Source organism: Streptomyces sp. NPDC045778 (genome assembly GCF_056431945.1).
In genome coordinates, this window is record NZ_JBWKJZ010000004.1 from 361,214 (window position 1) to 386,177 (window position 24,964).

At 71.1% G+C, this 24,964-nt stretch carries 20 protein-coding genes; 3 read left to right on the plus strand and 17 right to left on the minus strand.

Annotated elements, in window-relative coordinates:
- Window positions 1–209: 209 nt before the first annotated feature.
- A complete protein-coding gene (locus AC07GB_RS07775) occupies window positions 210–1,055 on the minus strand; it encodes an HAD family hydrolase (RefSeq protein WP_478842606.1) in 846 nt (281 codons plus the stop codon).
- A gap of 568 nt (window positions 1,056–1,623) precedes the next feature.
- Between AC07GB_RS07775 and AC07GB_RS07780 the strand changes: the two genes are divergently transcribed.
- Entirely contained in the window at window positions 1,624–1,878 is a 255-nt protein-coding gene (locus AC07GB_RS07780; RefSeq protein ID WP_478842608.1) for a hypothetical protein, read from the plus strand.
- 120 nt (window positions 1,879–1,998) lie between these two features.
- Here the strand turns inward: AC07GB_RS07780 and AC07GB_RS07785 are convergent, their stop codons facing one another.
- Window positions 1,999–3,201, minus strand: a complete 1,203-nt coding sequence (locus AC07GB_RS07785) for an FAD-dependent oxidoreductase (RefSeq protein WP_478842610.1) — start codon at window positions 3,199–3,201, stop codon at window positions 1,999–2,001.
- 102 nt (window positions 3,202–3,303) lie between these two features.
- The gene (locus AC07GB_RS07790; protein WP_478842612.1) at window positions 3,304–4,611 is read right to left on the minus strand and encodes a carboxylate--amine ligase; all 1,308 of its coding nucleotides are present in this window, start codon (window positions 4,609–4,611) and stop codon (window positions 3,304–3,306) included.
- Between the two features lie 190 nt (window positions 4,612–4,801).
- Here AC07GB_RS07790 and fahA point away from each other — a divergent pair, with 190 nt between their 5' ends.
- A complete protein-coding gene (fahA, locus tag AC07GB_RS07795; protein ID WP_478842614.1) occupies window positions 4,802–6,154 on the plus strand; it encodes a fumarylacetoacetase in 1,353 nt (450 codons plus the stop codon).
- A gap of 256 nt (window positions 6,155–6,410) precedes the next feature.
- On the opposite strand, the gene recQ is transcribed toward fahA, so the two are convergent.
- Entirely contained in the window at window positions 6,411–8,276 is a 1,866-nt protein-coding gene (gene recQ, locus AC07GB_RS07800; protein ID WP_478842616.1) for a DNA helicase RecQ, read from the minus strand.
- Window positions 8,277–8,533: 257 nt separating this feature from the next.
- Between recQ and AC07GB_RS07805 the strand changes: the two genes are divergently transcribed.
- On the plus strand, window positions 8,534–9,082 hold the full coding sequence (locus AC07GB_RS07805; RefSeq protein ID WP_478842618.1) for a hypothetical protein: 549 nt from the start codon (window positions 8,534–8,536) through the stop codon (window positions 9,080–9,082).
- Window positions 9,083–9,153: 71 nt separating this feature from the next.
- Here the strand turns inward: AC07GB_RS07805 and nuoN are convergent, their stop codons facing one another.
- The 13 genes from nuoN to AC07GB_RS07870 are packed head-to-tail and all read right to left on the minus strand — an operon-like array spanning window position 9,154 to window position 24,950.
- Window positions 9,154–10,803 (minus strand): NADH-quinone oxidoreductase subunit NuoN, encoded by a 1,650-nt coding sequence (gene nuoN, locus AC07GB_RS07810; RefSeq protein ID WP_478842620.1) that lies wholly within the window; start codon window positions 10,801–10,803, stop codon window positions 9,154–9,156.
- On the minus strand, window positions 10,800–12,398 hold the full coding sequence (locus AC07GB_RS07815) for an NADH-quinone oxidoreductase subunit M (protein WP_478842622.1): 1,599 nt from the start codon (window positions 12,396–12,398) through the stop codon (window positions 10,800–10,802). Before AC07GB_RS07815 ends, nuoN begins: the two co-directional genes overlap by 4 nt.
- Before the next feature lie 5 nt (window positions 12,399–12,403).
- Window positions 12,404–14,350: an NADH-quinone oxidoreductase subunit L gene (gene nuoL, locus AC07GB_RS07820; protein WP_478842624.1), complete on the minus strand. Its 1,947-nt coding sequence runs from the start codon at window positions 14,348–14,350 to the stop codon at window positions 12,404–12,406.
- A 14-nt stretch (window positions 14,351–14,364) separates the two neighbouring features.
- Entirely contained in the window at window positions 14,365–14,664 is a 300-nt protein-coding gene (gene nuoK / locus AC07GB_RS07825) for an NADH-quinone oxidoreductase subunit NuoK (RefSeq protein WP_030678055.1), read from the minus strand.
- Complete coding sequence (locus tag AC07GB_RS07830) at window positions 14,661–15,527, minus strand: NADH-quinone oxidoreductase subunit J (RefSeq protein ID WP_478842626.1); 867 nt, start codon at window positions 15,525–15,527, stop codon at window positions 14,661–14,663. The genes nuoK and AC07GB_RS07830 overlap by 4 nt, the downstream gene beginning before the upstream one ends.
- On the minus strand, window positions 15,524–16,204 hold the full coding sequence (gene nuoI, locus AC07GB_RS07835) for an NADH-quinone oxidoreductase subunit NuoI (RefSeq protein WP_478842628.1): 681 nt from the start codon (window positions 16,202–16,204) through the stop codon (window positions 15,524–15,526). The genes AC07GB_RS07830 and nuoI overlap by 4 nt, the downstream gene beginning before the upstream one ends.
- A complete protein-coding gene (nuoH, locus tag AC07GB_RS07840) occupies window positions 16,197–17,564 on the minus strand; it encodes an NADH-quinone oxidoreductase subunit NuoH (protein ID WP_478842630.1) in 1,368 nt (455 codons plus the stop codon). The genes nuoI and nuoH overlap by 8 nt, the downstream gene beginning before the upstream one ends.
- Entirely contained in the window at window positions 17,561–20,101 is a 2,541-nt protein-coding gene (locus AC07GB_RS07845) for an NADH-quinone oxidoreductase subunit G (protein ID WP_478842632.1), read from the minus strand. The genes nuoH and AC07GB_RS07845 overlap by 4 nt, the downstream gene beginning before the upstream one ends.
- Complete coding sequence (gene nuoF / locus AC07GB_RS07850) at window positions 20,098–21,459, minus strand: NADH-quinone oxidoreductase subunit NuoF (RefSeq protein WP_478842634.1); 1,362 nt, start codon at window positions 21,457–21,459, stop codon at window positions 20,098–20,100. The genes AC07GB_RS07845 and nuoF overlap by 4 nt, the downstream gene beginning before the upstream one ends.
- Complete coding sequence (nuoE, locus tag AC07GB_RS07855; RefSeq protein ID WP_478842696.1) at window positions 21,456–22,286, minus strand: NADH-quinone oxidoreductase subunit NuoE; 831 nt, start codon at window positions 22,284–22,286, stop codon at window positions 21,456–21,458. Before nuoE ends, nuoF begins: the two co-directional genes overlap by 4 nt.
- Window positions 22,287–22,312: 26 nt before the next feature.
- Window positions 22,313–23,650: an NADH-quinone oxidoreductase subunit D gene (locus tag AC07GB_RS07860; RefSeq protein ID WP_478842636.1), complete on the minus strand. Its 1,338-nt coding sequence runs from the start codon at window positions 23,648–23,650 to the stop codon at window positions 22,313–22,315.
- Entirely contained in the window at window positions 23,650–24,399 is a 750-nt protein-coding gene (locus tag AC07GB_RS07865; RefSeq protein WP_478842638.1) for an NADH-quinone oxidoreductase subunit C, read from the minus strand. The genes AC07GB_RS07860 and AC07GB_RS07865 overlap by 1 nt, the downstream gene beginning before the upstream one ends.
- Window positions 24,396–24,950, minus strand: a complete 555-nt coding sequence (locus AC07GB_RS07870; RefSeq protein WP_150512514.1) for a NuoB/complex I 20 kDa subunit family protein — start codon at window positions 24,948–24,950, stop codon at window positions 24,396–24,398. Before AC07GB_RS07870 ends, AC07GB_RS07865 begins: the two co-directional genes overlap by 4 nt.
- Window positions 24,951–24,964: the final 14 nt, after the last annotated feature.

The following is a 24,964-nucleotide window of genomic DNA, read 5'->3' on the forward strand; positions in this document are numbered from 1 at the left end:
ATCACAGCCAGCGCCTGCCCGACCAGAGGGGGCCAGCCTGCCCGATAGACAGGAAATGACCGATTTACCACCCGCCGGGCGAAGCGCCCGACATGCCGATCGCCCTCCGTACAACCGTCGCCGCCAGCCGGTGACACGGGCCGCGCCGGCCCGCGTCACCGGATCACACCGCGTGAGCCGACGGCCACGCCGCACCGTGTCGGATACCCTCACGCGCGCTGCCTGCCACCCACCGCTTTCCGGCCATCGGTGCCGAGCATCCGCTCCAGGACGGCGGCGATCCCGTCCTCCTCGTTGGACAGCGTCAATTCGTCCGCCACCGCCTTGAGTTCGTGGTGCGCGTTGGCCATCGCCACGCCGTGCGCCGCCCAGGCGAACATGGGGATGTCGTTCGGCATGTCACCGAACGCGATCGTGTCGGCGGCCCGCAGGCCGAGCCGCTCCGCCGCGAGGGCGAGACCGGTCGCCTTGGTGACGCCGCAGGGCTGCAGCTCCACCGTGCCGGGCCCGGACATCGTCACCGTGGCGAGCGACCCGACGACGGCCCGGGCGACCGCCGCCAACTCGTCGTCCGCCAGCGTGGGGTGCCGCAGCAGCACCTTGCTGATCGGCTCCTCCCACAGCACGTCACGGCCGGGCACCCGCATCGCGGGCAGCGTCGGGTGCGGCATCTCGTACCCGGGCTCGATCAGGGTCAGGCCGTCCGCCCCGTCCTGGTCGACCGCCGCGAAGACCTGGCCGACCTCCGCCTCGATCTTGCCGAGGGCCACCTCCGCCAGCTCCCGGTCCAGGGTCACCGACCACACCAGGCGCTCCGCCCCTGCGTCGTACAGCTGCGCGCCCTGCCCGCACACGGCGAGCCCGTCGTACCCGAGGTCGTCGAAGAGCGGGCGCACGCGGGGCGCGGGGCGTCCGGTGACGACGAGGTGCCGCGCTCCGCCCTCGCTCGCGGCGGCCAGTGCCCGGCGGGAGCGGTCGGAGACCGTGTCGTCGCCGCGCAGCAGCGTTCCGTCCAGGTCAGTAGCGATGAGGGAATATGCGAGGGGAGCGGCCATGATCCGAAGAATACGGATCTGAGCCCGGCCGGTAAGCCGTGTCACAGGACCTGTGACGCTTTGGGTGCGCCCGGCGCACTCCCGGCAGACACCTGGTCGTGCGGCCAACGCCACCCGCTCGTACGCGCCGGGGGCGCAGAGGCGCGCCGGGCGTGACCGCCCGCTCCCGGTTCACCGGAACGGGGCGGGCCGGGCGGTGGCCTCCGCGACGCGGGCGCCGGTTCTCCCCGCGCCCCGCCGTCCGCCCCGGGCGCGCCGCACCGCCGCCGGACGCCCGCGGGGGCCGGTGAGGCAATTCCTTTGTGAACGGGGTGCCTTGGCTGCTGTGTACGGGGGGCCGTGAGCGCTGTGCAGGGGGTGGCCCGGCCGCTGCCTGCGGGGTGCCCTGGCCCCGCCCGGCGATCGCGGCGCCCCGGACCTTTCGCAGGTGACGGAACCTCTCGGCGCCCGGCCACGTCACAGGAGTATCGATACGCCCGGAATGCAGCTCGACGACCGAGACACCGAGACACCGAGACACCGAGACACCGAGACACCGAGACACCGAGACACCGAGACAAGGAACGACATGGCCCTCCCGCAGAACCGCAAGCTCGCCCTCGTCACCGCGACCGCCGCCGCGGTGCTCACCGCGGGCCTCGCCTGGCAGGCGTCGGCCGCGGACGGGAGCGGACGACCGGCCTCGCCCGGGGCGGGTGCGCGGTCGGACACCGTGAGCAGCGAGCGCGTCGAGCACGCCCCGGGCCCGGCCGAGGACTACTGGACGCCCGAGCGCATGCGCACGGCCGGGCCCGCCCCGATGCCAGTGCTACCCAACGAGTAACCCCCGGCAGCGCCGCCCCTTAAGGGGCGCGGGGAACTGCGCGACCAGCCACCACGGCCCCGCAGACGACAACGGCCCTCCGCAGCAGCAGCCACGGCGGCGCTCAGCCAGACGCGGCACTCAGCCGTAAGCCGCCGCCAGATGCCGGGCCAAACGCGGTGACGCGTACTCCGTGCCGCACACGAACCGCATCACCGGCCCGTACGACGACGCGGCCGCCATGCCCGTGAAGTACAGGCCGGGGACCGATGAGGCGTAGCCCTCGCCGAGCCTGGGGGTGCCACGGCTGACGGCCATGGCGGCGCGCAGGCCGTGCCCGAGGAAGCTCAGGGCGGCGAGGTCGACGCGGTAGCCCGTGGCGGCGATGACGTGGTCGGCGGTGAGTTCCCGGGTGCGGCCGCCGAGCGACTCCACCGTCAGGAGGGGGCGGCCGTCGTGGACCTCGGCCCGCACCAGGCGCCGCATCTCCCGCGCGTCGACCTGGTCGCGGAAGCGCTCGCGCAGCCACCAGGCGCCGAGCGGGCCGAGGACGCGGCGCGCGAGGAAGTGCCGGGTCCGCGGCGGGAGATGGCGGTAGAGGCCGGCGTGGTGGCTCAGCGCGTACAGCGTCCAGGCGCGACCGAAGGGGGACTCCGGGCGCAGCCTGGGCTGCTCCCACGGGGGCGCGCCGAAGCCGATGGAGCCCCTGCCGCGGGCCACGAGCCGGACCCGGGCGCCCGCCTCGGCGGCGAGCACGGCCGTCTCCAGGGCGGACTGGCCCGCGCCGACGACGAGCAGGTCGGTGTCCGCGTACCGCGACAGGTCGTGGTGCTGGGCGCTGTGCGAGAAGGGGCCCGCGGGCGAGGGCCCTTCGGGCACGGCGGCGGCAAGGGCGGGCGGGAGGTGCGCGAGGCCCGTCAGGCCGCTGGCGACGACGACCGCGGGGGCCGTGAACTGCTCCCCCGAGTCGAGCTTCAGCTCGAAGCCGCCCCGCTCGCCGCGCTCGACGGTCACCACCCGCACCTGCTCGAGGCCGGGCACGAGCAGCTCCTGGAACCACTGTCCGTACCCGGTGAACGTCTCGACCGGGATGATGTCCTCGTCCGTGACCAGGCGCGGGATGCCCACTGCCGCGCAGTAGTCGGTGAGGGTGTGGCCCGGCTGCGGGGCGTCGATGTCCGACGCAGCCGGGGTCGACTTCAGGAGCATTCCTGCGGGCATGTGGGAACGCCAGCTGACCATGGGGTCGCCGAAGACGCGCACGGGCAGGCCGCGGGCGCGCAGATGGGCTGCGGTGGACAGGCCGTAGGGGCCCGCCCCGATGACTGCTACTGGTTGCTTCACGAAGTCCCTCCCCAGGACATCGCATGTGCCGTGCCGTGGCCCGGCACACTGTCTTACCTCGTGGGTGTTGCCTTCCCGCGCCCCTCGACTGCCGGGCGGCGGTCATTCCCGCGACGACGACGGGTCGCCCCTTCGGCCCGACGGCGTCGCGCTGCCCCGGCGGCTGGTCCGCCACAGCTGGTACAGGTGGGTCGCCCCCGGCCGCACGAAGCGCGCCAGCATCGTGAAGAACGGCTTCATGTCGTCCGCGGCGAACCAGGCCAGCTCCGTGCCGCTGGCGCGGGCGGGGGCGTGCGGCGTCACGTACCCGCTGCGGCGGTAGGCGATGAGGGCGGGCAGGTCGATGTTCTCCACCACATAGCGGTGGCCGGCGCGCTGGTCGCCTTCCGGAACGGGGCGGCCCGTCAGGTGCAGATGCATGGCCCGGACGACGTCGATGCCTGTCTCGCTCTCGAAGAGCCGGAACTGGGCGCCCATGCGCGGGTTGAAATCGAGCAGTTTGTACTGGCCGTCGCGGCGGTCGAATCGGAGGTCCAGGTCGATGACGCCGGTGAAACCGATCTGTTTGATGAAACGCGCCGCGATGTCGGCGAGTTCCGGATTGTCGACGACGTACGCGTGGGCCGTCATGCCCGCGTGCGGCGGCCAGGAACGGACCTTCACCCCGGTGAACAGCGCGAGGGGCGCCGAATGCTCGTCGAAGTAGGCGTGCACCACGCAGTCCTCGGCCTGCTCGCGCGGCAGATACTCCTGGAGGATCACCCCGGGCCGCTCGCCCCAGTCACGGGCGAGGTCGCGCAGGCCCTGGGCGGTGTCGATGCGGGTGGTGCCGTGCACCGCGGGCCGCTCGCGGCGCTGGAACGCCTCGCGGTTCTTCGCCACCACCGGGAACGTCGCCGTCTGCGCGAACTCCTCGATGTCGCCCCGGCTCCGCGGGCAGGCCGACGCGGGCGAGCTGAGGCCGTGCTCCTCGCACAGCTCGTGCAGGCCCTGCTTGCTGGCGAGGCGCCGCGGCAGGGCGGCGTCGACGTGCGGGAACAGGAAGCCCCCGAAGTCCGTGTCGCCCAGCTCACGCTGGTGCTCGGCGATGAGGACGGCCGCTTCCTCGTCGGTCGGGATGAGCACCGCCGGCCTGCCGATGCGCCGCCCGATGCGCAGCAGTCCGTCGACGAGGTATCCCGGGTCCTCCGCTCCGGTGGTCCGCCACGGGAAGGCGCCGGTGAGATAGCGGGACACGGCGGCGGGTGTGCGCCGGTCCTCCGTGATCGCGTACATCGGCACGCCGACGCGGCCGAGGCTCCGAATCGCTCCCACGCCACCGTGGTGCAACGGATAGTCGCCGAACTTCACGACGAGTCCGGGCACTTCACGGTCGGGTGCGCAGGGCACACCACCGCTGGAATTGGTCACGGGTCCCCCCACGCGTCCGCATCGCACCGACCCGGACCCACCCCGTCCGCGTCCCCCGAGGAACCTAAGCCGGAATTGAACACTCCATGCGCGGTTTATCCGGACATTGCTAACTCTTTAGACACTGCCCGAATACGGGGCTTCCACGTAACGTGTGGGGCACCCAGATTGGAAAGCGAGGCAGGAACGCATGTCCGAGCAGAATCCGCTCGACCTCCCCGAGGGCGACCCCTTCGGCCCGCACAATCTTCCGTACGGTGTCTTTTCCCCGGCCGGATCCGCCGAGCCCGCGCCCGGTTCCGCTTCCGGCTCCGCGCCTGGGTCCGCCTCCGGCTCCGCGGCGGGGCCCGCGCCCCTCTCCGAGGGCCGCGGCGGCCGACGAGTCGGTGTCCGGCTCGGGTCCTACGTCCTCGACGCGGGGGCCGCCGCGGCCGCCCTCGGCTCGCCCTATGTGTCCCTGCTCGCCCAGCCCACGCTGAACCCGCTGCTCGCCGCGGGCCGCCGGACGTGGAGCGACGTCCGCCGCGCGCTGACCGCCTGGGTGACGGTGCCCGCCCACCGCGAGGCCATCCGCCCGCTGCTCCACCCCCTCTCCGACGTCACCCTGCACCTGCCCTTCGACGTCGCCGACTACGTGGACTTCTACGCCTCCGAGCACCACGCGTCGAACCTGGGCCGCATGTTCCGCCCGGACGCGCCGACTCCGCTCACTCCCAACTGGAAGCACCTTCCCATCGGTTACCACGGCCGGTCGGGCACCGTCGTGGTCTCCGGCACGGATGTGATCCGCCCCAGCGGGCAGCGCAAGACGCCCGCCGACGCCGCCCCGGTCTTCGGCCCGTCCGCCAAGCTGGACATCGAGGCCGAGGTCGGCTTCGTCGTCGGCAAGCCCTCCACGCTCGGCACCCCGGTGCCGCTCGCCGACTTCCGCGAGCACGTCTTCGGCCTGTGCCTGCTCAACGACTGGTCCGCCCGCGACATCCAGGCCTGGGAGTACGTGCCGCTCGGGCCCTTCCTCGGCAAGTCCTTCGCCACCTCCGTCTCCGCGTGGGTCACGCCCCTCGAGGCCCTGGACGCGGCGCGGGTCGCCCCGCCGGAGCGCACCGAGCCCCTGCTGCCGTACTTGAACGACACAGCCGACGCAGCCGGCACGACCGGCCCGGCCGAGCCCGCGTCCGACGGGCCCGGCGGCTACGACCTGCGCATCACCGTCACCCTGAACGGCGAGGTCATCTCCAACCCACCCTTCTCCACCGTCTACTGGACCGCCGCCCAGCAGCTCGCCCACATGACGGTCAACGGCGCCTCCCTGCGCACCGGTGACCTCTACGGCTCCGGCACCGTCAGCGGGCCGTCCCCCGACCAGTTCGGCTCTCTCATCGAGCTGACCTGGAACGGCCGCGACCCCCTCGAACTCCCCTCCGGCAAGCGCACGTTCCTGGAGGACGGCGACGTGGTGACCCTCTCGGCCTGGGCCCCAGGGCCGGACGGCACCCGGGTGGGCCTGGGCGAGGTGACGGGCCGCGTGACCGCACCACGCTGACGCGGCGCCCTCCGGACCCGCCCCTTCCTTGAGCCGAGGCCCCGGCGGCCCCTTCCCTGAGCCGAGGCCACCACCGCCCGGCTCGGGGAGGGCCGGGCCCGGGCGCGGCTCGCGGGGCTACGCGGCTGGTCTCCGCCAGGACGCGAGGCCACGCGGTCGGCTTCTGCCAGGACGCGAAGGCTACGCGGCTGGTCCCCGCCAGGACGCGAGGGCTATGCGGCCAGCCCCAGCCCCGGCCTCCCCCAGGGCCCGAGGATCACGCCCCGGCCCCGGCCTCCGCCTCCGCCAGGACCTCCAGCACCCCTTCCCCATAGGTCATCAGCTTCTTCTCGCCGACCCCGCTGATCCCCCCCAGCTCCTCGACGGACCCGGGCCGTGCCGCGGCGATCTCCCGCAGCGTCGCGTCGTGGAAGATCACATACGCGGGCACGCCCTGCTCCCGCGCCTGCGCCGCCCGCCACGCCCGCAGCGCCTCGAACACCGGCACCGCCTCCTCCGGCAGCTCGGCCACGGCCGCGGCCTTGGCCTTGCGCTCGCCGCGCGCGGCGGACCGCGCCGAACCCGCGGGCTTCTTCGGCTCCTTGCGCAGCGGCACCTCCCGCTGCCGGCCGAGGACGGCGGCGCTCTCCTCGGTCAGCACGAGCGTGCCGTACTCCCCCTCGACGGCGAGGAGGCCCTGCGCCAGCAACTGCCGCACCACGCCCCGCCACTCGGCCTCGCTCAGCTCCTCGCCGATGCCGAAGACGGAGAGCTGGTCGTGGTCGAACTGGATGACCTTGGCGGTCTTGCGGCCGAGCAGGATGTCGACGATCTGGCCCGTGCCGAACTTCTGGCCGCGCTCCCGCTTCAGGCGCACCACCGCGGACAGGACCTTCTGCGCGGCGACCGTACCGTCCCAGGTCTCCGGGGGTGTCAGACACGTGTCGCAGTTCCCGCAGCCGGTGGCCGTCGGGTCCTGGCCGAAGTACCTCAGGAGCTGGGCGCGGCGGCAGGAGACCGTCTCGCACAGCGCCAGCATCGCGTCCAGGTGGGCCGCCGAGCGGCGCCGGAACGCCTCGTCGCCCTCGCCGGACTGGATGAGCTTGCGCTGCTGCACGACGTCCTGGAGGCCGTACGCCATCCAGGCTGTGGAGGGGAGGCCGTCGCGGCCCGCACGGCCCGTTTCCTGGTAGTACCCCTCCACCGACTTGGGCAGGTCGAGGTGGGCGACGAAGCGGACGTCCGGCTTGTCGATGCCCATGCCGAAGGCGATCGTGGCGACCACGACCAGGCCGTCCTCGCGCAGGAAGCGCGACTGGTGCCGCGCGCGGGTGCCCCCGTCGAGACCCGCGTGATACGGCACCGCCTCGACTCCGTGGGAGCTGAGGAACTCGGCGACCTGCTCCACCGACTTGCGCGAGAGGCAGTAGACGATGCCCGCGTCGCCCTCGTGCTCCTCCTTCAGGAAGGTGAGGAGCTGCTTCTTCGGGTCGGACTTGGGCACGATCCGGTACTGGATGTTCGGCCGGTCGAAGCTGGCGACGAAGTGCTTGGCGTCCGGCATGGCCAGGCGCTGGGTGATCTCGCGGTGCGTGGCGTCCGTCGCCGTGGCCGTCAGGGCGATCCGGGGGACGTCGGGCCAGCGCTCGCCGAGGACGGAGAGGGCCAGATAGTCGGGCCGGAAGTCGTGGCCCCACTGGGCCACGCAGTGCGCCTCGTCGATCGCGAAGACGGAGATCTTCGCCCGGGAGAGCAGATTGAGCGTGGTGTCCAGGCGCAGCCGCTCCGGCGCCAGATACAGCACGTCCAGCTCGCCCGCGAGCAGCTCGGCCTCGACGACGCGGCGCTCGTCGAAGTCCTGCGTCGAATTCATGAAGCCCGCGCGCACGCCGAGAGCCCGCAGCGCGTCGACCTGGTCCTGCATGAGCGCGATCAACGGGGAGACCACCACGCCCGTGCCGGGTCTGACCAGGGCCGGGATCTGATAGCACAGCGACTTTCCGCCGCCGGTCGGCATCAGGACGACCGCGTCGCCGCCCGCCACCACGTGCTCGATGATCGCTTCCTGCTCACCCCGGAAGGCGTCGTACCCGAACACTCGGTGGAGCGTCCGCAGCGCGTCGCTCTCCACCACCTCTGCCATGCCGACCCCACTGCTCCCGCTCATCGCCGTGCCCCCGCCTGTCGCACCTCGACCACTGCCTCCACGATAGGCGCCCGCGCCGACACCCCGGGAAGTTATCCACAGGCCGGCCGGACGCTTCTCGCTCAGCCCTACGGCCCACGCGGTCTGGCGGCGGGAGCCACCCCGGGACATCCTGCTGCTTACGGCGGCTCGGGGGCTGAGCCCGCCCCAGGTCATGGCTCCCCAGTGTGCCGACCCTTCCGAGGAGTCCCTCCATGCCTCAGCCCCGTACCGTCCAGGCCGCCCTCGCGCTGGCCGCGGCCTCCTGCCTGGCCCTGTCCACAGCGCCCGCGCAGGCGGCCGCCCCGGCACCTCCGCCGCCCCCGCGGCAGGCGCAGTTCGCCAAGGTCTACGCCGCGACCGCCAAGTACGCGCACGAGCCGCTCGCGATCAAGGACGGCTTCGTCCGGACCGACGAGTGCGTCGCCGACCCTGACCTCGGCGGGATGGGGTACCACTACATCAACCCGAAGAACTTCGGCTCCGTCGATCCGGCGAAGCCCGCAGCGGTGCTCTACGAGGACGGGGGCGACGGCAAGCGCAAGCTGATCGCCGTGGAGTGGATCGTCTACGACGCCGACCAGGACAAGAGCACCCACGACGACCGCCCGTCCCTGTTCGGGCAGCCCTTCGACGGGCCGATGGACGGGCACTTCCCGGGCATGCCGATCCACTACGACCTGCACGCCTGGCTCTACAAGGACAACCCGAGCGGCAGGCTCTCCCCCTGGAACCCGGACGTCCACTGCCCCGCGGAGCCCTGACGGCACACGCGAGAGGGCCCCGGCCTCCCGAAGGAGAGCCGGGGCCCCGCGCGTGGACGCGGACGACCGGGTCAGCGCACGAACACGCCCGCCTGGTACGCCAGGTCCAGGAAGTACTGCGGCGCCACACCGAGCACCAGCGTCACGGCGACGCCGATCCCGATCGCCGCCGTCGTCAGCGGTGACGGCACGGCCACCGACGGGCCGTCGGCCTTGGGCTCGCTGAAGAACATCAGCACGATCACCCGGATGTAGAAGAACGCCGCGATCGCCGACGAGATCACACCGACCACGACGAGCGCGCCCGCACCGCCCTCGGCCGCCGCCTTGAACACCGCGAACTTCCCGGAGAACCCGGACGTCAGCGGAATGCCCGCGAAGGCGAGCAGGAACACCGCGAAGACCGCGGCGACCAGCGGCGAGCGGCGCCCGAGCCCCGCCCACTTCGACAGGTGCGTCGCCTCGCCGCCCGCGTCCCGCACCAGCGTCACCACGGCGAACGCGCCGATGGTCACGAACGAGTACGCGCCCAGGTAGAAGAGCACCGACGAGACGCCCTCCTCGGTGGTGGCGATGACACCCGCGAGGATGAAGCCCGCGTGCGCGATCGACGAGTACGCGAGGAGCCGCTTGATGTCGGTCTGTGTGATCGCGACGATCGCGCCGCCCAGCATCGTGACGATCGCGACGCCCCACATCACCGGCCGCCAGTCCCAGCGAAGGCCGGGCAGCACCACGTACAGCAGGCGCAGGAGCGCGCCGAACGCGGCCACCTTCGTCGCCGCCGCCATGAAGCCGGTGACCGGCGTCGGCGCGCCCTGGTAGACGTCCGGCGTCCACATGTGGAAGGGCACCGCGCCCACCTTGAACAGCAGGCCCATCACGATCATCGCGGCGCCGATCAGGAGCAGCGCGTCGTTGCCCATGGTGTTCGCGAGGGCCGGGTCGACCGTCTTGACCGTGCCGTCGACGACGTCGGCGATGGTGCCGTACGACACCGAGCCCGCGTAGCCGTAGACCAGCGCGATGCCGAAGAGGGTGAACGCGGACGCGAAGGCGCCGAGCAGGAAGTACTTCACGGCCGCTTCCTGCGACATGAGGCGCTTGCGGCGGGCGAGCGCGCACAGCAGGTAGAGCGGGAGCGAGAAGACCTCAAGGGCGATGAACAGCGTCAGGAGGTCGTTCGCCGCGGGGAAGACGAGCATGCCGCCGATCGCGAAGAGGGCGAGCGGGAACACCTCCGTGGTGGTGAACCCGGCCTTCACCGCCGCCTGTTCGCCCGCGCCGCCCGGGACGGCCCCGGCCTGGGCCACGAAGGAGTCGACGCGGTTGCCGTGCGCCTCCGGGTCCAGGCGCCGCTCCGCGAAGGTGAAGATCGCGACCAGGCCCGCGAGGAGAATGGTGCCCTGGAGGAACAGCGCGGGCCCGTCCACCGCGATGGCGCCCATCGCGGCGATGCGCGCCTTCGTGGTGCCGTACCCGCCGGAGGCGAGCGCGACGACGGCGGCGAAGGCGGCGGCGAGCGCCACCACCGACACGAACAGTTGGGCGTAGTAACGGGACTTGCGCGGCACGAAGGCTTCGATGAGCACTCCGATGACGGCGGCGCCGATGATGATGAGCGTCGGCGCGAGCTGGCCGTACTCGATCTTCGGAGCGTCGATCTTGTCGACCGGCTCCGCCGCCACTGTCCACAGGCTGTGGACGGCTGTCGCACTCACTTGGCGGCCTCCACCTCGGGCTCGGGGTCTGTCTTCTGTACGTCGGACATGGTGTGCTCGACCGCCGGGTTCACCAGGTCGGCCACCGGCTTCGGGTACACGCCGAGGCCGATGAGGAGCGCGATCAGCGGGGCCACCACGGCCAGCTCACGCACCCGCAGGTCCGGCATCTTCGCCAGCTCGGGCTTCACCGGGCCCGTCATCGTCCGCTGGTAGAGGACGAGGGTGTAGAGCGCGGCGAGCACGATGCCGAGCGTCGCGATGATCCCGACCGCCGGATAGCGCGCGAACGCGCCGACCAGGACCAGGAACTCGCTGACGAACGGTGCGAGCCCCGGCAGCGAGAGCGTGGCGAGACCGCCGACCAGGAAGGTGCCCGCGAGCACCGGGGCGACCTTCTGCACCCCTCCGTAGTCCGCGATCAGACGCGAGCCGCGGCGCGAGATCAGGAAGCCCGCGACCAGCATCAGGGCGGCCGTCGACAGGCCGTGGTTGACCATGTAGAGGGTCGCGCCGGACTGCCCCTGGGACGTCATCGCGAAGATGCCGAGGACGATGAACCCGAAGTGTGAGATCGACGCGTACGCCACCAGGCGCTTGATGTCGCGCTGGCCGACGGCGAGCAACGCGCCGTAGATGATGCTGATCAGGGCGAGCACCAGGATCACCGGCGTCGCCCACTTCGAGGCCTCCGGGAAGAGCTGGAGACAGAAGCGCAGCATCGCGAACGTGCCGACCTTGTCGACCACCGCCGTGATCAGCACGGCGACCGGCGCGGTGGCCTCCCCCATCGCGTTCGGCAGCCAGGTGTGCAGCGGCCACAGGGGGGCCTTCACCGCGAAGGCGAAGAAGAAGCCGAGGAAGAGCAGCCGCTCGGTGTTGGTCGCCATGTCAAGCGAGCCGTCGGCCCGCGCCTGGGCGATCTCCTGGACCGAGAAGTTCCCCGCGACCACGTGGAGCCCGATCACGGCGGCGAGCATGATCAGACCGCCGACCAGGTTGTAGAGCAGGAACTTCACCGCTGCGTACGAGCGCTGCGCCGAGGCGTTCTCGTCGCTGCCCCCCGCCGCGGCAGCGGCATATCGAGCAGGGGCGGCGCGGTCTCCGAAGCCGCCGATGAGGAAGTACATCGGGATGAGCATGGCTTCGAAGAACACGTAGAACAGGAACACATCGGTGGCCTCGAAGGAGAGGATCACCATTGCCTCGACGGCGAGGATCAAGGCGAAGTAGCCCTGCGTCGGTCGCCAACGCTTACTGTTCGTCTCCTCAGGATCGGCGTCGTGCCAGCCCGCCAGGATGATGAAGGGCAGCAGCAGGGCGGTCAGCGCGATCAGGGAGACCGCGATGCCGTCCACGCCCAGTTCGTACCGCACCCCGAAGTCCTTGATCCAGGAGTGCGACTCGGTCAGTTGGTACCGGTCGCCGTCCGGGTCGAACCGGACGACCACCGTGATGGCGAGGGCGAGCGTGGCCAGCGAGAAGAGGAGCGCGAGCCACTTGGCGGCGGTGCGCCGTGCGGCCGGTACGGCCGCCGTGGCGATCGCGCCCACCGCGGGCACCACGGCCGTCGCTGTCAGCAGAGGAAAGGACATCGGTATCAGACCGCCCTCATCAGCAGCGTCGCGGCGATGAGGACCGCCGCGCCGCCGAACATCGAGACCGCGTAACTACGGGCGTAGCCGTTCTGGAGCTTGCGCAGGCGCCCGGAGAGCCCGCCGACCGAGGCCGCCGTGCCGTTGACCACTCCGTCGACCAGGGTGTGGTCGACGTACACCAGGGAGCGCGTGAGGTGCTCGCCGCCGCGCACCAGGACCACGTGGTTGAAGTCGTCCTGGAGCAGGTCGCGGCGGGCCGCGCGGGTGAGCAGCGAGCCGCGCGGGGCGACGACCGGGACCGGCCGGCGCCCGTACTGCGCCCAAGCCAGGGCCACGCCGACGACCAGGACGACGACGGTGGCGCCGGTGACCGTGGCGGCGCTCAGCGGGGAGTCGCCGTGGTCGTGGTGCGTGACCGGCTCCAGCCAGTTCAGGAAGCGGTCGCCGATGCTGAAGAAACCGCCGGCGAACACCGACCCGAAGGCCAGCAGGATCATCGGGATCGTCATGGTCTTCGGGGACTCGTGCGGATGCGGCTCCGCGTGCTCGCCACGGGTCTCCGCGGCGGGCTCGACGCTCGGCTCCTGCGGGGAGGGCGTCCGGCTGCGGCGCCAGCGCTCCTCGCCGAAGAAGGTCAGGAGCATCACGCGCGTCATGTAGTACGCCGTGATGGCCGCGCCGAGCAGCGCCACCGAGCCGAGGATCCAGCCCTCCGTGCCGCCCTTGGCGAACGCCGCCTCGATGATCTTGTCCTTGGAGAAGAAGCCGGAAAGACCCGGGAAGCCGATGATCGCGAGATAGCCGAGCCCGAAGGTCACGAACGTCACCGGCATGTACTTCCTGAGGCCGCCGTACTTCCGCATGTCCACCTCGTCGTTCATGCCGTGCATGACCGAACCGGCGCCGAGGAAGAGCCCGGCCTTGAAGAAGCCGTGCGTCACCAGGTGCATGATCGCGAAGACGTAGCCGATCGGGCCGAGGCCCGCGGCCAGGATCATGTAGCCGATCTGCGACATCGTGGACCCGGCGAGGGCCTTCTTGATGTCGTCCTTCGCGCAACCGACGATCGCACCGAAGATCAGCGTGACCGCGCCGACCACCGCGACCGCGAGCTGCGCGTCCGGGGCGGCGTTGAAGATCTCCCCGGAGCGCACGATCAGATACACGCCCGCGGTCACCATCGTCGCCGCGTGGATCAGGGCGGAGACGGGGGTCGGGCCCTCCATCGCGTCCCCGAGCCAGGACTGGAGCGGCACCTGCGCGGACTTGCCGCACGCCGCGAGCAGCAGCATCAGGCCGATCGCCGTGAGCTTGCCCTCGCCCGTCTGGTCCACGGACTCCAGGACGGGCCCGAAGGCGAACGTCCCGAAGGTGGTGAACATCAGCATGATCGCGATCGAGAGGCCCACGTCGCCGACGCGGTTGACCAGGAAGGCCTTCTTCGCCGCGGTGGCCGCGCTTGGCTTGTGCTGCCAGAACCCGATCAGGAGGTACGAGGCGAGGCCGACGCCCTCCCAGCCGACGTACAGGAGCAGGTAGTTGTCGGCGAGGACGAGGAGCAGCATCGCCGCGAGGAACAGGTTCAGATACCCGAAGAAGCGGCGGCGGCGCTCGTCGTGCTCCATGTACCCGACCGAGTACAGGTGGATCAGCGTGCCGACGCTGGTGATCAGCAGGACGAACGTCATCGACAGCTGGTCGAGCTGGAAGGCGACGTCGGCCTTGAAGCCCTCGACCGGGATCCAGCTGAACAGGTGCTGGTGCAGGCCGCGGTCCTCCGCGTCCTTGCCGATCATGTCGGTGAAGAGCACCGCGGCGAGGACGAAGGAGACGGCCGAGAGCAAGGTGCCGAGCCAGTGGCCGACGCGGTCGAGCAGGCGCCCGCCGCACAGCAGGACGGCCGCTCCGAGCAGAGGCGCCGCGACGAGCAGCGCAATCAGTTTCTCCACGATTCAGCGACCCCTTACAGCTTCATCAGACTGGCGTCGTCGACCGAGGCCGAGTGGCGGGAGCGGAACAGCGACACGATGATCGCGAGCCCGACCACGACCTCGGCCGCGGCGACGACCATCGTGAAGAAGGCGATGATCTGGCCGTCCAGATTGCCGTGCAGCCGGGAGAAGGCGACGAACGCCAGGTTGCAGGCGTTGAGCATCAGCTCGATGCACATGAAGACGACGATCACGTTCCGCCTGATCAGCACGCCGGTGGCGCCGATGGCGAACAACAGGGCCGCCAGATACAGGTAGTTGACCGGATTCACTTCGACGCCTCCTCGGTCTGCCCGGCCCTCTCGCCGCCCACCTCGCGCCCGGGGTCCGTGCGGCGCAGGTCGGGGCGGGCCAGGCGGTCGGTGGAGCGCTGCTCCAGGGCGCGCAGGTCCTCCAGGGCCTCGGTGGAGACGTCGCGGATCTGGCCGCGCTCCCGGAGGGTCTTGTTGACCGTCAGCTCCGATGGCGTGCCGTCGGGGAGCAGGCCCGCGATGTCCACGGCGTTGTGCCGGGCGTAGACGCCCGGGGCCGGCAGGGGCGGCAGGTGCTTGCCGGCGCGCACGCGCTCCTCGGCCAGCTCGCGCTGGGTCTTGGCGCGCTCCGTGCGCTCGCGGTGGGTCAGCACCATGGCGCCGACGGTCGCCGTGATCAGCAGGGCGCCGGTGATCTCGAAGGCGAAGACGTACTTCGTGAAGATGAGGGCGGCGAGGCCCTCCACGTTGCCGCCCTCATTGGCCTTGCCGAGGCCGTTGAAGTCCTTCACCGAGGCGTTGCCGATGCCCGCGAACAGCAGGACGGCGAAGCCGGTGCCGCACAGGGCGGCCAGCCAGCGCTGCCCCTTGATGGTCTCCTTCAGGGAGTCCGCGGCGGTGACGCCGACGAGCATCACGACGAACAGGAAGAGCATCATGATCGCGCCGGTGTAGACGACGATCTGGACGATGCCCAGGAAGTACGCGCCGTTGGCCAGGTAGAAGACCGCCAGGATGATCATGGTCCCGGCCAGGCAGAGGGCGCTGTGCACCGCCCTCTTCATGAGGATCGTGCTCAGCGCGCCGATCACGGCGACCGTGCCGAGCACCCAGAACTGGAAGGCCTCGCCCGTGGAGGTGGCGTAGGCCGCGACGGAGGTCACGCGTCCACCCCCTCGGTCCTGGACTCCGGCGCCGCCTCGCCCTCGGAGGCGGCGGTCTGGCGCTCCGTGCCGGGCGCGGCCCGCGTCACCAGGCCGCGGTAGTAGTCCCCCTCGTCCGTGCCGGGGTAGATCGCGTGGGGCGCTTCGACCATGCCCTCGTCCAGACCCGCGAGCAGCTGCTCCTTGGTGAAGATCAGGTTCTGGCGGCTGGTGTCGGCCAGCTCGAACTCGTTCGTCATCGTCAGGGCGCGCGTGGGGCACGCCTCGATGCACAGGCCGCAGAAGATGCAGCGGGCGTAGTTGATCTGGTAGACGCGGCCGTACCGCTCGCCCGGGGAGTAGCGCTCCTCCTCGGTGTTGTCCGCGCCCTCCACATAGATGGCGTCCGCCGGGCAGGCCCAGGCGCACAGCTCGCAGCCGACGCACTTCTCCAGGCCGTCCGGATGGCGGTTGAGCTGGTGCCTGCCGTGGAAGCGGGGAGCGGTGGTCTTCTGCTGCTCCGGATACTGCTCGGTCAGCCGCTTCTTGAACATGGCCTTGAAGGTCACGGCGAAGCCCGCGACGGGGTTCTGGAACCCTTGATCCGACTGGTTCGCCTGTGCCGCTTCCTGGCTCTGCGGCCGCTCGGGCGGCTGCCCGTGCGGCGGCAGGTCCGGCGCGTTCGACTGCTCAGCCATCGGACGCCTCCTTTCCGTCACTTTGAGTATCCGGGCCACCACTGACAATCAACTCCCGCTCGTGGCGCGGGCGTCGTCGTGGCACGGGCGGCAGGGTCTGTCCGGGCAGCGGTGGCACCGGGAAGCCGCCCGCCATCGGGTCGAAGGCGCCGGCCTCCGCGGGCTCGGCGGCGGCCGCGGCCTCCTTCTCGCGCTTGTCCCGGAACAGGTCGTACAGGACGGAGAGCAGGAGCAACGCGATGACTCCGCCCCCTACGTAGAGGGCGATCTCGCTGAAGTCGTAGTCCTCGTTGCGCAGCGCGCGGACGGTGGCGACGAGCATCAGCCACACCACCGACACCGGGATGAGGACCTTCCAGCCGAGCTTCATCAGCTGGTCGTAGCGGACGCGGGGCAGCGTGCCGCGCAGCCAGATGAAGAAGAACAGCAGCAGCTGCACCTTGAGCGTGAACCAGGCCATCGGCCACCAGCCGTGGTTGGCGCCCTCCCAGAAGCCGCTGATGGGCCAGGGGGCCCGCCAGCCGCCGAGGAAGAGCGTCGCGGACACGGCCGAGACGGTGATCATGTTGATGTACTCGGCGAGCATGAAGATCGCGAATTTGATCGACGAGTACTCGGTGTTGAAGCCACCGACGAGGTCGCCCTCGGACTCCGGCATGTCGAACGGCGCGCGGTTGGTCTCGCCGACCATCGTCACGATGTAGATCAGGAACGACACCGGCAGGAGCACGATGTACCAGCGCTCCTGCTGCGCCTCCACGATCGCCGACGTGGACATCGACCCGGAGTACAGGAAGACCGACGCGAACGCGGCGCCCATCGCGATCTCGTACGAGATCATCTGCGCGCAGGAGCGCAGACCGCCGAGGAGCGGATAGGTGGAGCCGGAGCTCCAGCCCGCGAGGACGATGCCGTAGATGCCGACCGAGGCGACCGCGAGGATGTAGAGCATCGCGATCGGCAGGTCGGTGAGCTGCATCGTGGTGCGGTGCCCGAAGATCGAGACCTCGTTGCCCGCAGGCCCGAAGGGGATCACCGCGATCGCCATGAAGGCGGGGATGGCGGCGACGACCGGCGCCAGGATGTAGACCACCTTGTCTGCGCGCTTGACGATCAGGTCTTCCTTGAGCATCAGCTTGATGCCGTCCGCGAGGGACTGGAGGAAGCCCCAGGGGCCGTTGCGGTTGGGGCCGATGCGCAGCTGCATCCAGGCCACGACCTTGCGCTCCCACACGATGGCGAAGAGCACGGACACCACGAGGAACGCGAAGCAGAAGACCGCCTTGACGGCGACCAGCCACCAGGGGTCGCGGCCGAACATGGAGAGGTCCTCGGCGGCGAGCTGGGTCATGGGGCTCATGACTGCACCTCCTGGGCGCCCTGGGCGGGCTCGACGCGGACAGCGGGGCCGACCCTGACCAGCTCGCCCGGCCGCGCCCCCGTGGCGGAGGCGACGCCGCCGGCCACGGAGTTCAGCGGCAGCCACACCACGCGGTCGGGCATCTCCGTGACCGCGAGCGGCAGTTCGACCCGCCCTTCGGTTCCGGTGACGGCGAGCGTGTCGCCGTCCTTGACGCCCGCCTCGGCCGCGGTGGCAGGCGAGAGCCGGGCCACCGCCGCGTGCCGCGTCCCGGCGAGCGCGTCGTCGCCCTCCTGGAGGCGGCCCCGGTCGAGCAGGAGCCGGTGTCCGGCGAGCACGGCCTCCCCCGCGGCGGGCCGCGGCAGCTGGACCGCGGTCTCCAGGGGCTCGGTCGCGCGCGGCCCGTCCCAGCCGCCGAGCCGGTCCAGCTCGCGCCGGACGGTCAGCAGGTCGGGAAGGCCGAGGTGGATGTCGCCCGCGTCTGCCAGCATGTGCAGTACGCGCGCGTCCGTGGGTGCCAGGCGGCGCGTCATCTGGTCCGGCTTGAGCGCCGCCTCGAACATCCGGGCCCGGCCCTCCCAGTTGAGGAAGGTGCCCGGCTTCTCGGCGACGGCGGCCACCGGGAGGACCACGTCGGCGCGCTCGGTCACCTCGCTCGGGCGCTGTTCGAGCGACACCAGGAAGCCGACCGCGTCGAGCGCCTCACGCGCGCGTGACGGGTCGGGCAGGTCGGCGACCTCGACGCCGCCCACGAGAAGGGCGCTCAGCTCGCCCGTCGCGGCGGCCTCCACGATCTGGCCGGTGTCCCGGCCGTAGCGGTGCGGGAGTTCGGCCACGCCCCAGGCGGCCGCGACCTCCTCCCGCGCGCGCGGGTCGGTGGCCGGGCGGCCCCCGGGGAGCAGCGACGGCACCGCGCCGGCCTCCACCGCGCCGCGCTCGCCCGCGCGGCGCGGGATCCACACCAGGGACGCGCCGGTCGCGGACGCGGCCCGCACGGCGGCGGTGAGCGCGCCGGGCACGGCCGCGAGCCGCTCTCCCGCGACGATGACCGCGCCGTCGGCGCGCAGTGCCTCGGCGGCCTGCGCGCCGTCGTCCTCCAGGCCGACCCCGGCGGCGAGCGCGTCCAGCCACTCGGTCTCCGTGCCGGGCGCGGCGGCGAGGAGCGTGCCGCCCGCCTTCTCCAGGCCCCGCGTGGCGTGCGTGGCGACGGCGTACGTGCGCTGGCCGTGCTTGCGCCACGCCTTGCGCAGGCGCAGGAAGACGCCGGGCGCCTCCTCCTCGGCCTCGATGCCGACGAGCAGGACGGCGGGCGCCTTCTCCAGGGCGGTGTACGTGACGCCCGTGCCGTCGAGGTCCCGGCCGCGCCCGGCGACACGGGCCGCGAGGAAGTCGGCCTCCTCACCCGAGTGCACCCGCGCGCGGAAGTCGATGTCGTTCGTGTCGAGGGCCACGCGCGCGTACTTGCTGTACGCGTAGGCGTCCTCCACGGTGAGGCGCCCGCCGGTGAGGACACCGGCCCGCCCGCGCGCGGCGGCGAGGCCGCGTGCGGCCGCCTCCAGGGCCTCGGGCCAGCTGGCCGGTTCGAGCGCGCCCGATGAGGCGTTCCGCACCAGCGGCGTGGTCAGGCGGTCCGGCTTCTGCGCGTACCGGAAGGCGAAGCGCCCCTTGTCGCAGATCCACTCCTCGTTGACCTCGGGGTCGTCCTGGGCGAGCCGCCGCATGACCTTGCCGCGCCGGTGGTCGGTGCGGGTCGCGCAGCCGCCCGCGCAGTGCTCGCACACGGACGGCGAGGAGACCAGGTCGAAGGGGCGCGACCGGAAGCGGTAGGCGTGCGACGTGAGCGCTCCCACCGGGCAGATCTGGATGGTGTTCCCGGAGAAGTACGACGCGAAGGGGTCGCCCTCTCCAGTGCCCACCTGCTGGAGCGCGCCCCGCTCAAGGAGTTCGATCATGGGGTCGCCCGCGATCTGGTTGGAGAAGCGGGTGCAGCGGGCGCACAGCACGCAGCGCTCGCGGTCCAGCAGCACCTGCGTGGAGATCGGCACCGGCTTCTCGAAGGTGCGCTTGCTGCCCTCGAAGCGGGACTCGGCGTTGCCGTGCGACATGGCCTGGTTCTGGAGGGGGCACTCGCCGCCTTTGTCGCAGACCGGGCAGTCCAGCGGGTGGTTGATGAGCAGCAGCTCCATCACGCCGTGCTGGGCCTTCTCGGCGACCGGCGACGTCAGCTGCGACTTGACGACCATGCCGTCGGTGCAGGTGATCGTGCAGGACGCCATCGGCTTGCGCTGGCCCTCGACCTCGACGATGCACTGGCGGCAGGCGCCGGCGGGGTCGAGCAGCGGGTGGTCGCAGAAGCGCGGGATCTCGATGCCGAGCAGCTCGGCGGCGCGGATGACCAGGGTCCCCTTGGGGACGCTGATCTCGATGCCGTCGATCGTCAGCGTGACCAGGTCCTCCGGCGGGACGGCCGCCTCCCCGCCCCCGGAGGGACGCTGTTCGCCCGCGGCGGAGCCGCTGGACGGCTGAAGTACTGTCATGCGTTCACCTCCGTGCTCTTGAGGGGCCTGTCGGCCCAGAGCGTCGACTTGGCGGGGTCGAAGGGGCAGCCCCTGCCGGTGATGTGCTGCTCGTACTCCTCGCGGAAGTACTTGAGCGAGGAGAAGATCGGCGAGGCGGCGCCGTCGCCGAGGGCGCAGAAGGACTTGCCGTTGATGTTGTCGGCGATGTCGTTCAGCTTGTCGAGGTCGGCCATCACGCCCTTGCCCGCCTCGATGTCGCGCAGCAACTGCACGAGCCAGTACGTCCCTTCGCGGCACGGCGTGCACTTGCCGCAGGACTCGTGGGCGTAGAACTCGGTCCAGCGCGTCACCGCGCGCACCACGCACGTGGTCTCGTCGAAGCACTGCAAGGCCTTGGTGCCGAGCATGGACCCGGCGGCGCCGACACCCTCGTAGTCGAGCGGCACGTCGAGGTGCTCGTCGGTGAACATCGGCGTCGAAGAGCCGCCCGGCGTCCAGAACTTGAGGCGGTGCCCGGGCCGCATGCCGCCGCTCATGTCGAGCAGCTGGCGCAGCGTGATGCCGAGGGGCGCCTCGTACTGGCCGGGCGACGCGACGTGCCCGCTGAGCGAATAGAGCGTGAAGCCCGGGGACTTCTCGCTCCCCATCGACTTGAACCAGTCTTTTCCGCGATGCAGGATCGCGGGAACCGACGCGATGGACTCGACGTTATTGACAACAGTGGGGCACGCGTAGAGGCCCGCGACCGCGGGGAAAGGGGGACGGAGTCGCGGCTGGCCACGGCGGCCTTCGAGCGAGTCGAGCAGCGCGGTCTCCTCACCGCAGATGTACGCGCCCGCGCCCGCGTGCACGGTGAGTTCGAGATCGAGTCCGCTGCCCAGGATGTTCTCGCCCAGATAGCCCGCCGCGTATGCCTCGCGCACGGCCTCGTGCAGCCGCCGCAGCACGGGGACGACCTCACCACGCAGATAGATGAAGGCATGCGACGAACGGATCGCGTAGCAGGCGATCACGATGCCCTCGATGAGGGAATGCGGGTTCGCGAAGAGGAGCGGGATGTCCTTGCAGGTCCCGGGCTCCGATTCGTCGGCGTTGACAACTAGATAGTGCGGCTTGCCGTCGCCCTGCGGAATGAACTGCCACTTCATGCCGGTGGGGAAGCCCGCGCCGCCACGCCCGCGGAGCCCGGATTCCTTCACATAGGCGATGAGGTCGTCCGGTTCCATCGCGAGGGCCTTGCGCAGGCCCTCGTAGCCGTCGTGGCGCCGGTAGACGTCGAGCGTCCAGGGCTTCTCCTGGTCCCAGAAGGCCGAGAGGACCGGGGCGAGCAGCTTCTCCGGGCTGGTCTCGTTGATCTCGGCGGCCAAGGTCATCACTCCCCCTCCTCGCGGTCCTCGCCGACCGGGCCCGCGGAGTGCGAGGGGTCGGATGCCGAGGTCCTCTGCGGCGCGTCGTGCGAGCTGAGGTGCTCGCTGGGCGACGGATCGTGCGGCTGGGTGCCCTCCGGTCCGCCCGCGCGCGGATGGACCACGCGCGCGGGGGCGGCCTCGCCCTTGGCCAGGCGCAGCCCGATCAGCGAGGCGGGGCCCGCGCCGCCGGTGGCCTCGACGGCTCCGGGGCGCTCGTCGGGGAAGCCCGCGAGGATGCGGGCCGTCTCCTTGAAGGTGCACAGCGGGGCGCCGCGGGTCGGCTCGGCCTTGACGCCCGCGCGCAGGTCGTCGACGAGGCGCTTGGCGCTCTGCGGGGTCTGGTTGTCGAAGAACTCCCAGTTGACCATCACCACGGGCGCGAAGTCGCAGGCGGCGTTGCACTCGATGTGCTCGAGCGTCACCTTGCCGTCCTCGGTGGTCCCGCCGTTGCCGACGCCCAGGTGCTCCTGGAGGGCCTCGAAGATGGCGTCGCCGCCCATGACCGCGCAGAGCGTGTTGGTGCACACGCCGACCTGGTAGTCGCCGGAGGGCTTCCGCCGGTACATGGTGTAGAAGGTCGCCACGGCCGTGACCTCGGCTGTGGTCAGGCCGAGCACCTCCGCGCAGAACCGCATCCCGGTGCGCGTGACGTACCCCTCCTCCGACTGCACCAGGTGCAGCAGCGGCAGCAGCGCGGAGCGGGAGTCCGGATAGCGGGAGATGACCTCCTTGGCGTCCGCTTCGAGCCGGGCCCGTACGTCGGCCGGGTAGTCGGGGGCGGGGAGTTGGGGCATCCCCAGGCTCGTCGGCGATGCTTCTGTCACCGGTCGACGCCTCCCATCACGGGGTCGATGGACGCGACGGCGACGATGACGTCGGCGACCTGGCCGCCCTCGCACATCGCCGCCATGGCCTGAAGGTTGGTGAAGGACGGGTCGCGGAAGTGCACCCGATAGGGGCGGGTGCCGCCGTCGGAGACGACGTGCACGCCGAGTTCGCCCTTGGGGGACTCCACGGCGGTGTAGGCCTGGCCCGGTGGCACCCGGAAGCCCTCCGTCACCAGCTTGAAGTGGTGGATCAGGGCCTCCATGGAGGTGCCCATGATCTTCTTGATGTGGTCGAGCGAGTTGCCGAGGCCGTCGGGGCCGAGCGCGAGCTGGGCGGGCCAGGCGATCTTCTTGTCGGCGACCATGACCGGCCCCGGCCGCAGCCGGTCCAGGCACTGCTCGACGATGCGCAGCGACTGGCGCATCTCCTCCAGGCGGATGAGGAAGCGCCCGTAGGAGTCGCAGGTGTCGGCGGTCGGGACCTCGAAGTCGTAGGTCTCGTAGCCGCAGTACGGCTGGCTCTTGCGCAGGTCGTGCGGGAGCCCGGCGGAGCGCAGGATCGGGCCGGTGGCGCCGAGGGCCATGCAGCCGGTCAGGTCCAGGTAGCCGACGTCCTGCATGCGGGCCTTGAAGATGGGGTTCCCGGTGGCGAGCTTGTCGTACTCGGGGAGGTTCTTCTTCATCTTCTTCACGAACTCGCGGATCTGGTCCACCGCGCCGGGCGGCAGGTCCTGGGCGAGTCCGCCGGGCCGGATGTACGCGTGGTTCATGCGCAGGCCGGTGATCAGCTCGTAGATGTCGAGGATGAGTTCACGGTCGCGGAAGCCGTAGATCATGATCGTGGTGGCGCCCAGCTCCATGCCGCCGGTGGCGATGCACACCAGGTGCGAGGACATCCGGTTCAGCTCCATCAGGAGCACGCGCAGGATCGTCGCCCGGTCGGGGATCTGGTCCTCGATGCCGAGCAGCTTCTCCACGGCCAGGCAGTACGCCGTCTCGTTGAAGAACGGCGTCAGATAGTCCATGCGCGTGACGAACGTGGTGCCCTGGGTCCAGGTGCGGTATTCGAGGTTCTTCTCGATGCCCGTGTGGAGGTAGCCGATGCCGCAGCGGGCCTCGGAGACCGTCTCGCCCTCGATCTCCAGGATGAGCCGGAGCACGCCGTGCGTGGAGGGGTGCTGCGGGCCCATGTTCACGACGATGCGCTCGTCGTCGGCCTCGACCGCGGACTTGGCGACCTCGTCCCAGTCGCCGCCGGTGACCGTGTAGACGGTGCCTTCGGTGGTCTCGCGCGCGGAGGCGGAGGAGGCGGATGCAGAAGGAGTGCTCATCAGCTGTACGACCTCCGCTGGTCCGGAGCCGGGATCTGGGCGCCCTTGTACTCGACGGGAATGCCTCCGAGCGGGTAGTCCTTCCGCTGCGGGAAGCCCTGCCAGTCGTCCGGCATCATGATCCGCGTGAGTGCGGGGTGGCCGTCGAAGATCAGGCCGAAGAAGTCATAGGTCTCGCGCTCGTGCCAGTCGTTCGTCGGGTAGACGGCGACGAGGGACGGCACGTGCGGGTCGGCGTCCGGGGCGCTGACCTCCAGGCGGAGCAGGCGGTTGTGGGTGAGCGAGCGCAGGTGGTAGACGGCGTGCAGCTCGCGGCCCTTGTCGCCGGGGAAGTGCACGCCGGACACGCCGGTGCACAGCTCGAAGCGCAGCGCCGGGTCGTCCCGCAGGGTCCGGGCCACCCGGACGAGGTGCTCGCGCGCGATGTGGAAGGTCAGCTCGCCGCGGTCGACGACCGTCTTCTCGATGGCGTTCTCGGGGACGAGGCCCTGTTCCTCCAGGGCGCCCTCCAGTTCGTCGGCGACCTCGTCGAACCAGCCGCCGTAGGGGCGGTTGGAGGGGCCGGGGAGCCGGATGGAGCGGATCAGGCCGCCGTAGCCGGAGGTGTCGCCGCCGTTGTCGGCGCCGAACATGCCGCGCTGGACGCGGATCTCCTCGCCGCGCTCGCCGCGCTGGCCGGGGAGGTTGGAGGCCTGGAGGTCCTTCTCGGGGTTGGCCCCGCCGGTGGTGCTGTCGTTCGCGTCGGTCACCGCAGCAGCCCCTTCATCTCGATGGTGGGGAGCGCCTTGAGGGCCGCTTCCTCCGCCTCGCGGGCCGCTTCCTCGGCGTTCACGCCGAGCTTGGTGTTCTGGATCTTGTGGTGCAGTTTGAGAATCGCGTCCATCAGCATCTCGGGCCGGGGCGGACAGCCGGGCAGATAGATGTCGACCGGGACGACGTGGTCCACGCCCTGGACGATCGCGTAGTTGTTGAACATGCCGCCGGAAGACGCGCAAACCCCCATGGAGATCACCCACTTGGGGTTGGGCATCTGGTCGTAGACCTGCCGCAGGACGGGCGCCATCTTCTGGCTCACGCGCCCGGCCACGATCATCAGGTCCGCCTGCCGCGGTGAGCCGCGGAAGACCTCCATGCCGAAGCGCGCCAGGTCGTAGCGCCCGGCGCCGGTCGTCATCATCTCGATGGCGCAGCACGCGAGGCCGAACGTGGCGGGGAAGACGGATGCCTTGCGCACCCACCCTGCGGCCTGCTCGACGGTGGTCAGCAGGAATCCGCTCGGCAGTTTCTCTTCGAGTCCCATGCTCAGTGGCTCCT

Coding starts and splice junctions, on each gene's coding strand:
- AC07GB_RS07775 (WP_478842606.1), bottom strand. CDS start 1,055: ATGGCCGCTCCCCTCGCATATTCCCTCATCGCTACTGACCTGGACGGA.
- AC07GB_RS07780 (WP_478842608.1), top strand. CDS start 1,624: ATGGCCCTCCCGCAGAACCGCAAGCTCGCCCTCGTCACCGCGACCGCC.
- fahA (WP_478842614.1), top strand. CDS start 4,802: ATGTCCGAGCAGAATCCGCTCGACCTCCCCGAGGGCGACCCCTTCGGC.
- recQ (WP_478842616.1), bottom strand. CDS start 8,276: ATGGCAGAGGTGGTGGAGAGCGACGCGCTGCGGACGCTCCACCGAGTG.
- AC07GB_RS07805 (WP_478842618.1), top strand. CDS start 8,534: ATGCCTCAGCCCCGTACCGTCCAGGCCGCCCTCGCGCTGGCCGCGGCC.
- AC07GB_RS07815 (WP_478842622.1), bottom strand. CDS start 12,398: ATGTCCTTTCCTCTGCTGACAGCGACGGCCGTGGTGCCCGCGGTGGGC.
- nuoI (WP_478842628.1), bottom strand. CDS start 16,204: ATGGCTGAGCAGTCGAACGCGCCGGACCTGCCGCCGCACGGGCAGCCG.
- nuoH (WP_478842630.1), bottom strand. CDS start 17,564: ATGAGCCCCATGACCCAGCTCGCCGCCGAGGACCTCTCCATGTTCGGC.
- AC07GB_RS07845 (WP_478842632.1), bottom strand. CDS start 20,101: ATGACAGTACTTCAGCCGTCCAGCGGCTCCGCCGCGGGCGAACAGCGT.
- nuoE (WP_478842696.1), bottom strand. CDS start 22,286: ATGCCCCAACTCCCCGCCCCCGACTACCCGGCCGACGTACGGGCCCGG.
- AC07GB_RS07860 (WP_478842636.1), bottom strand. CDS start 23,650: ATGAGCACTCCTTCTGCATCCGCCTCCTCCGCCTCCGCGCGCGAGACC.
- AC07GB_RS07870 (WP_150512514.1), bottom strand. CDS start 24,950: ATGGGACTCGAAGAGAAACTGCCGAGCGGATTCCTGCTGACCACCGTC.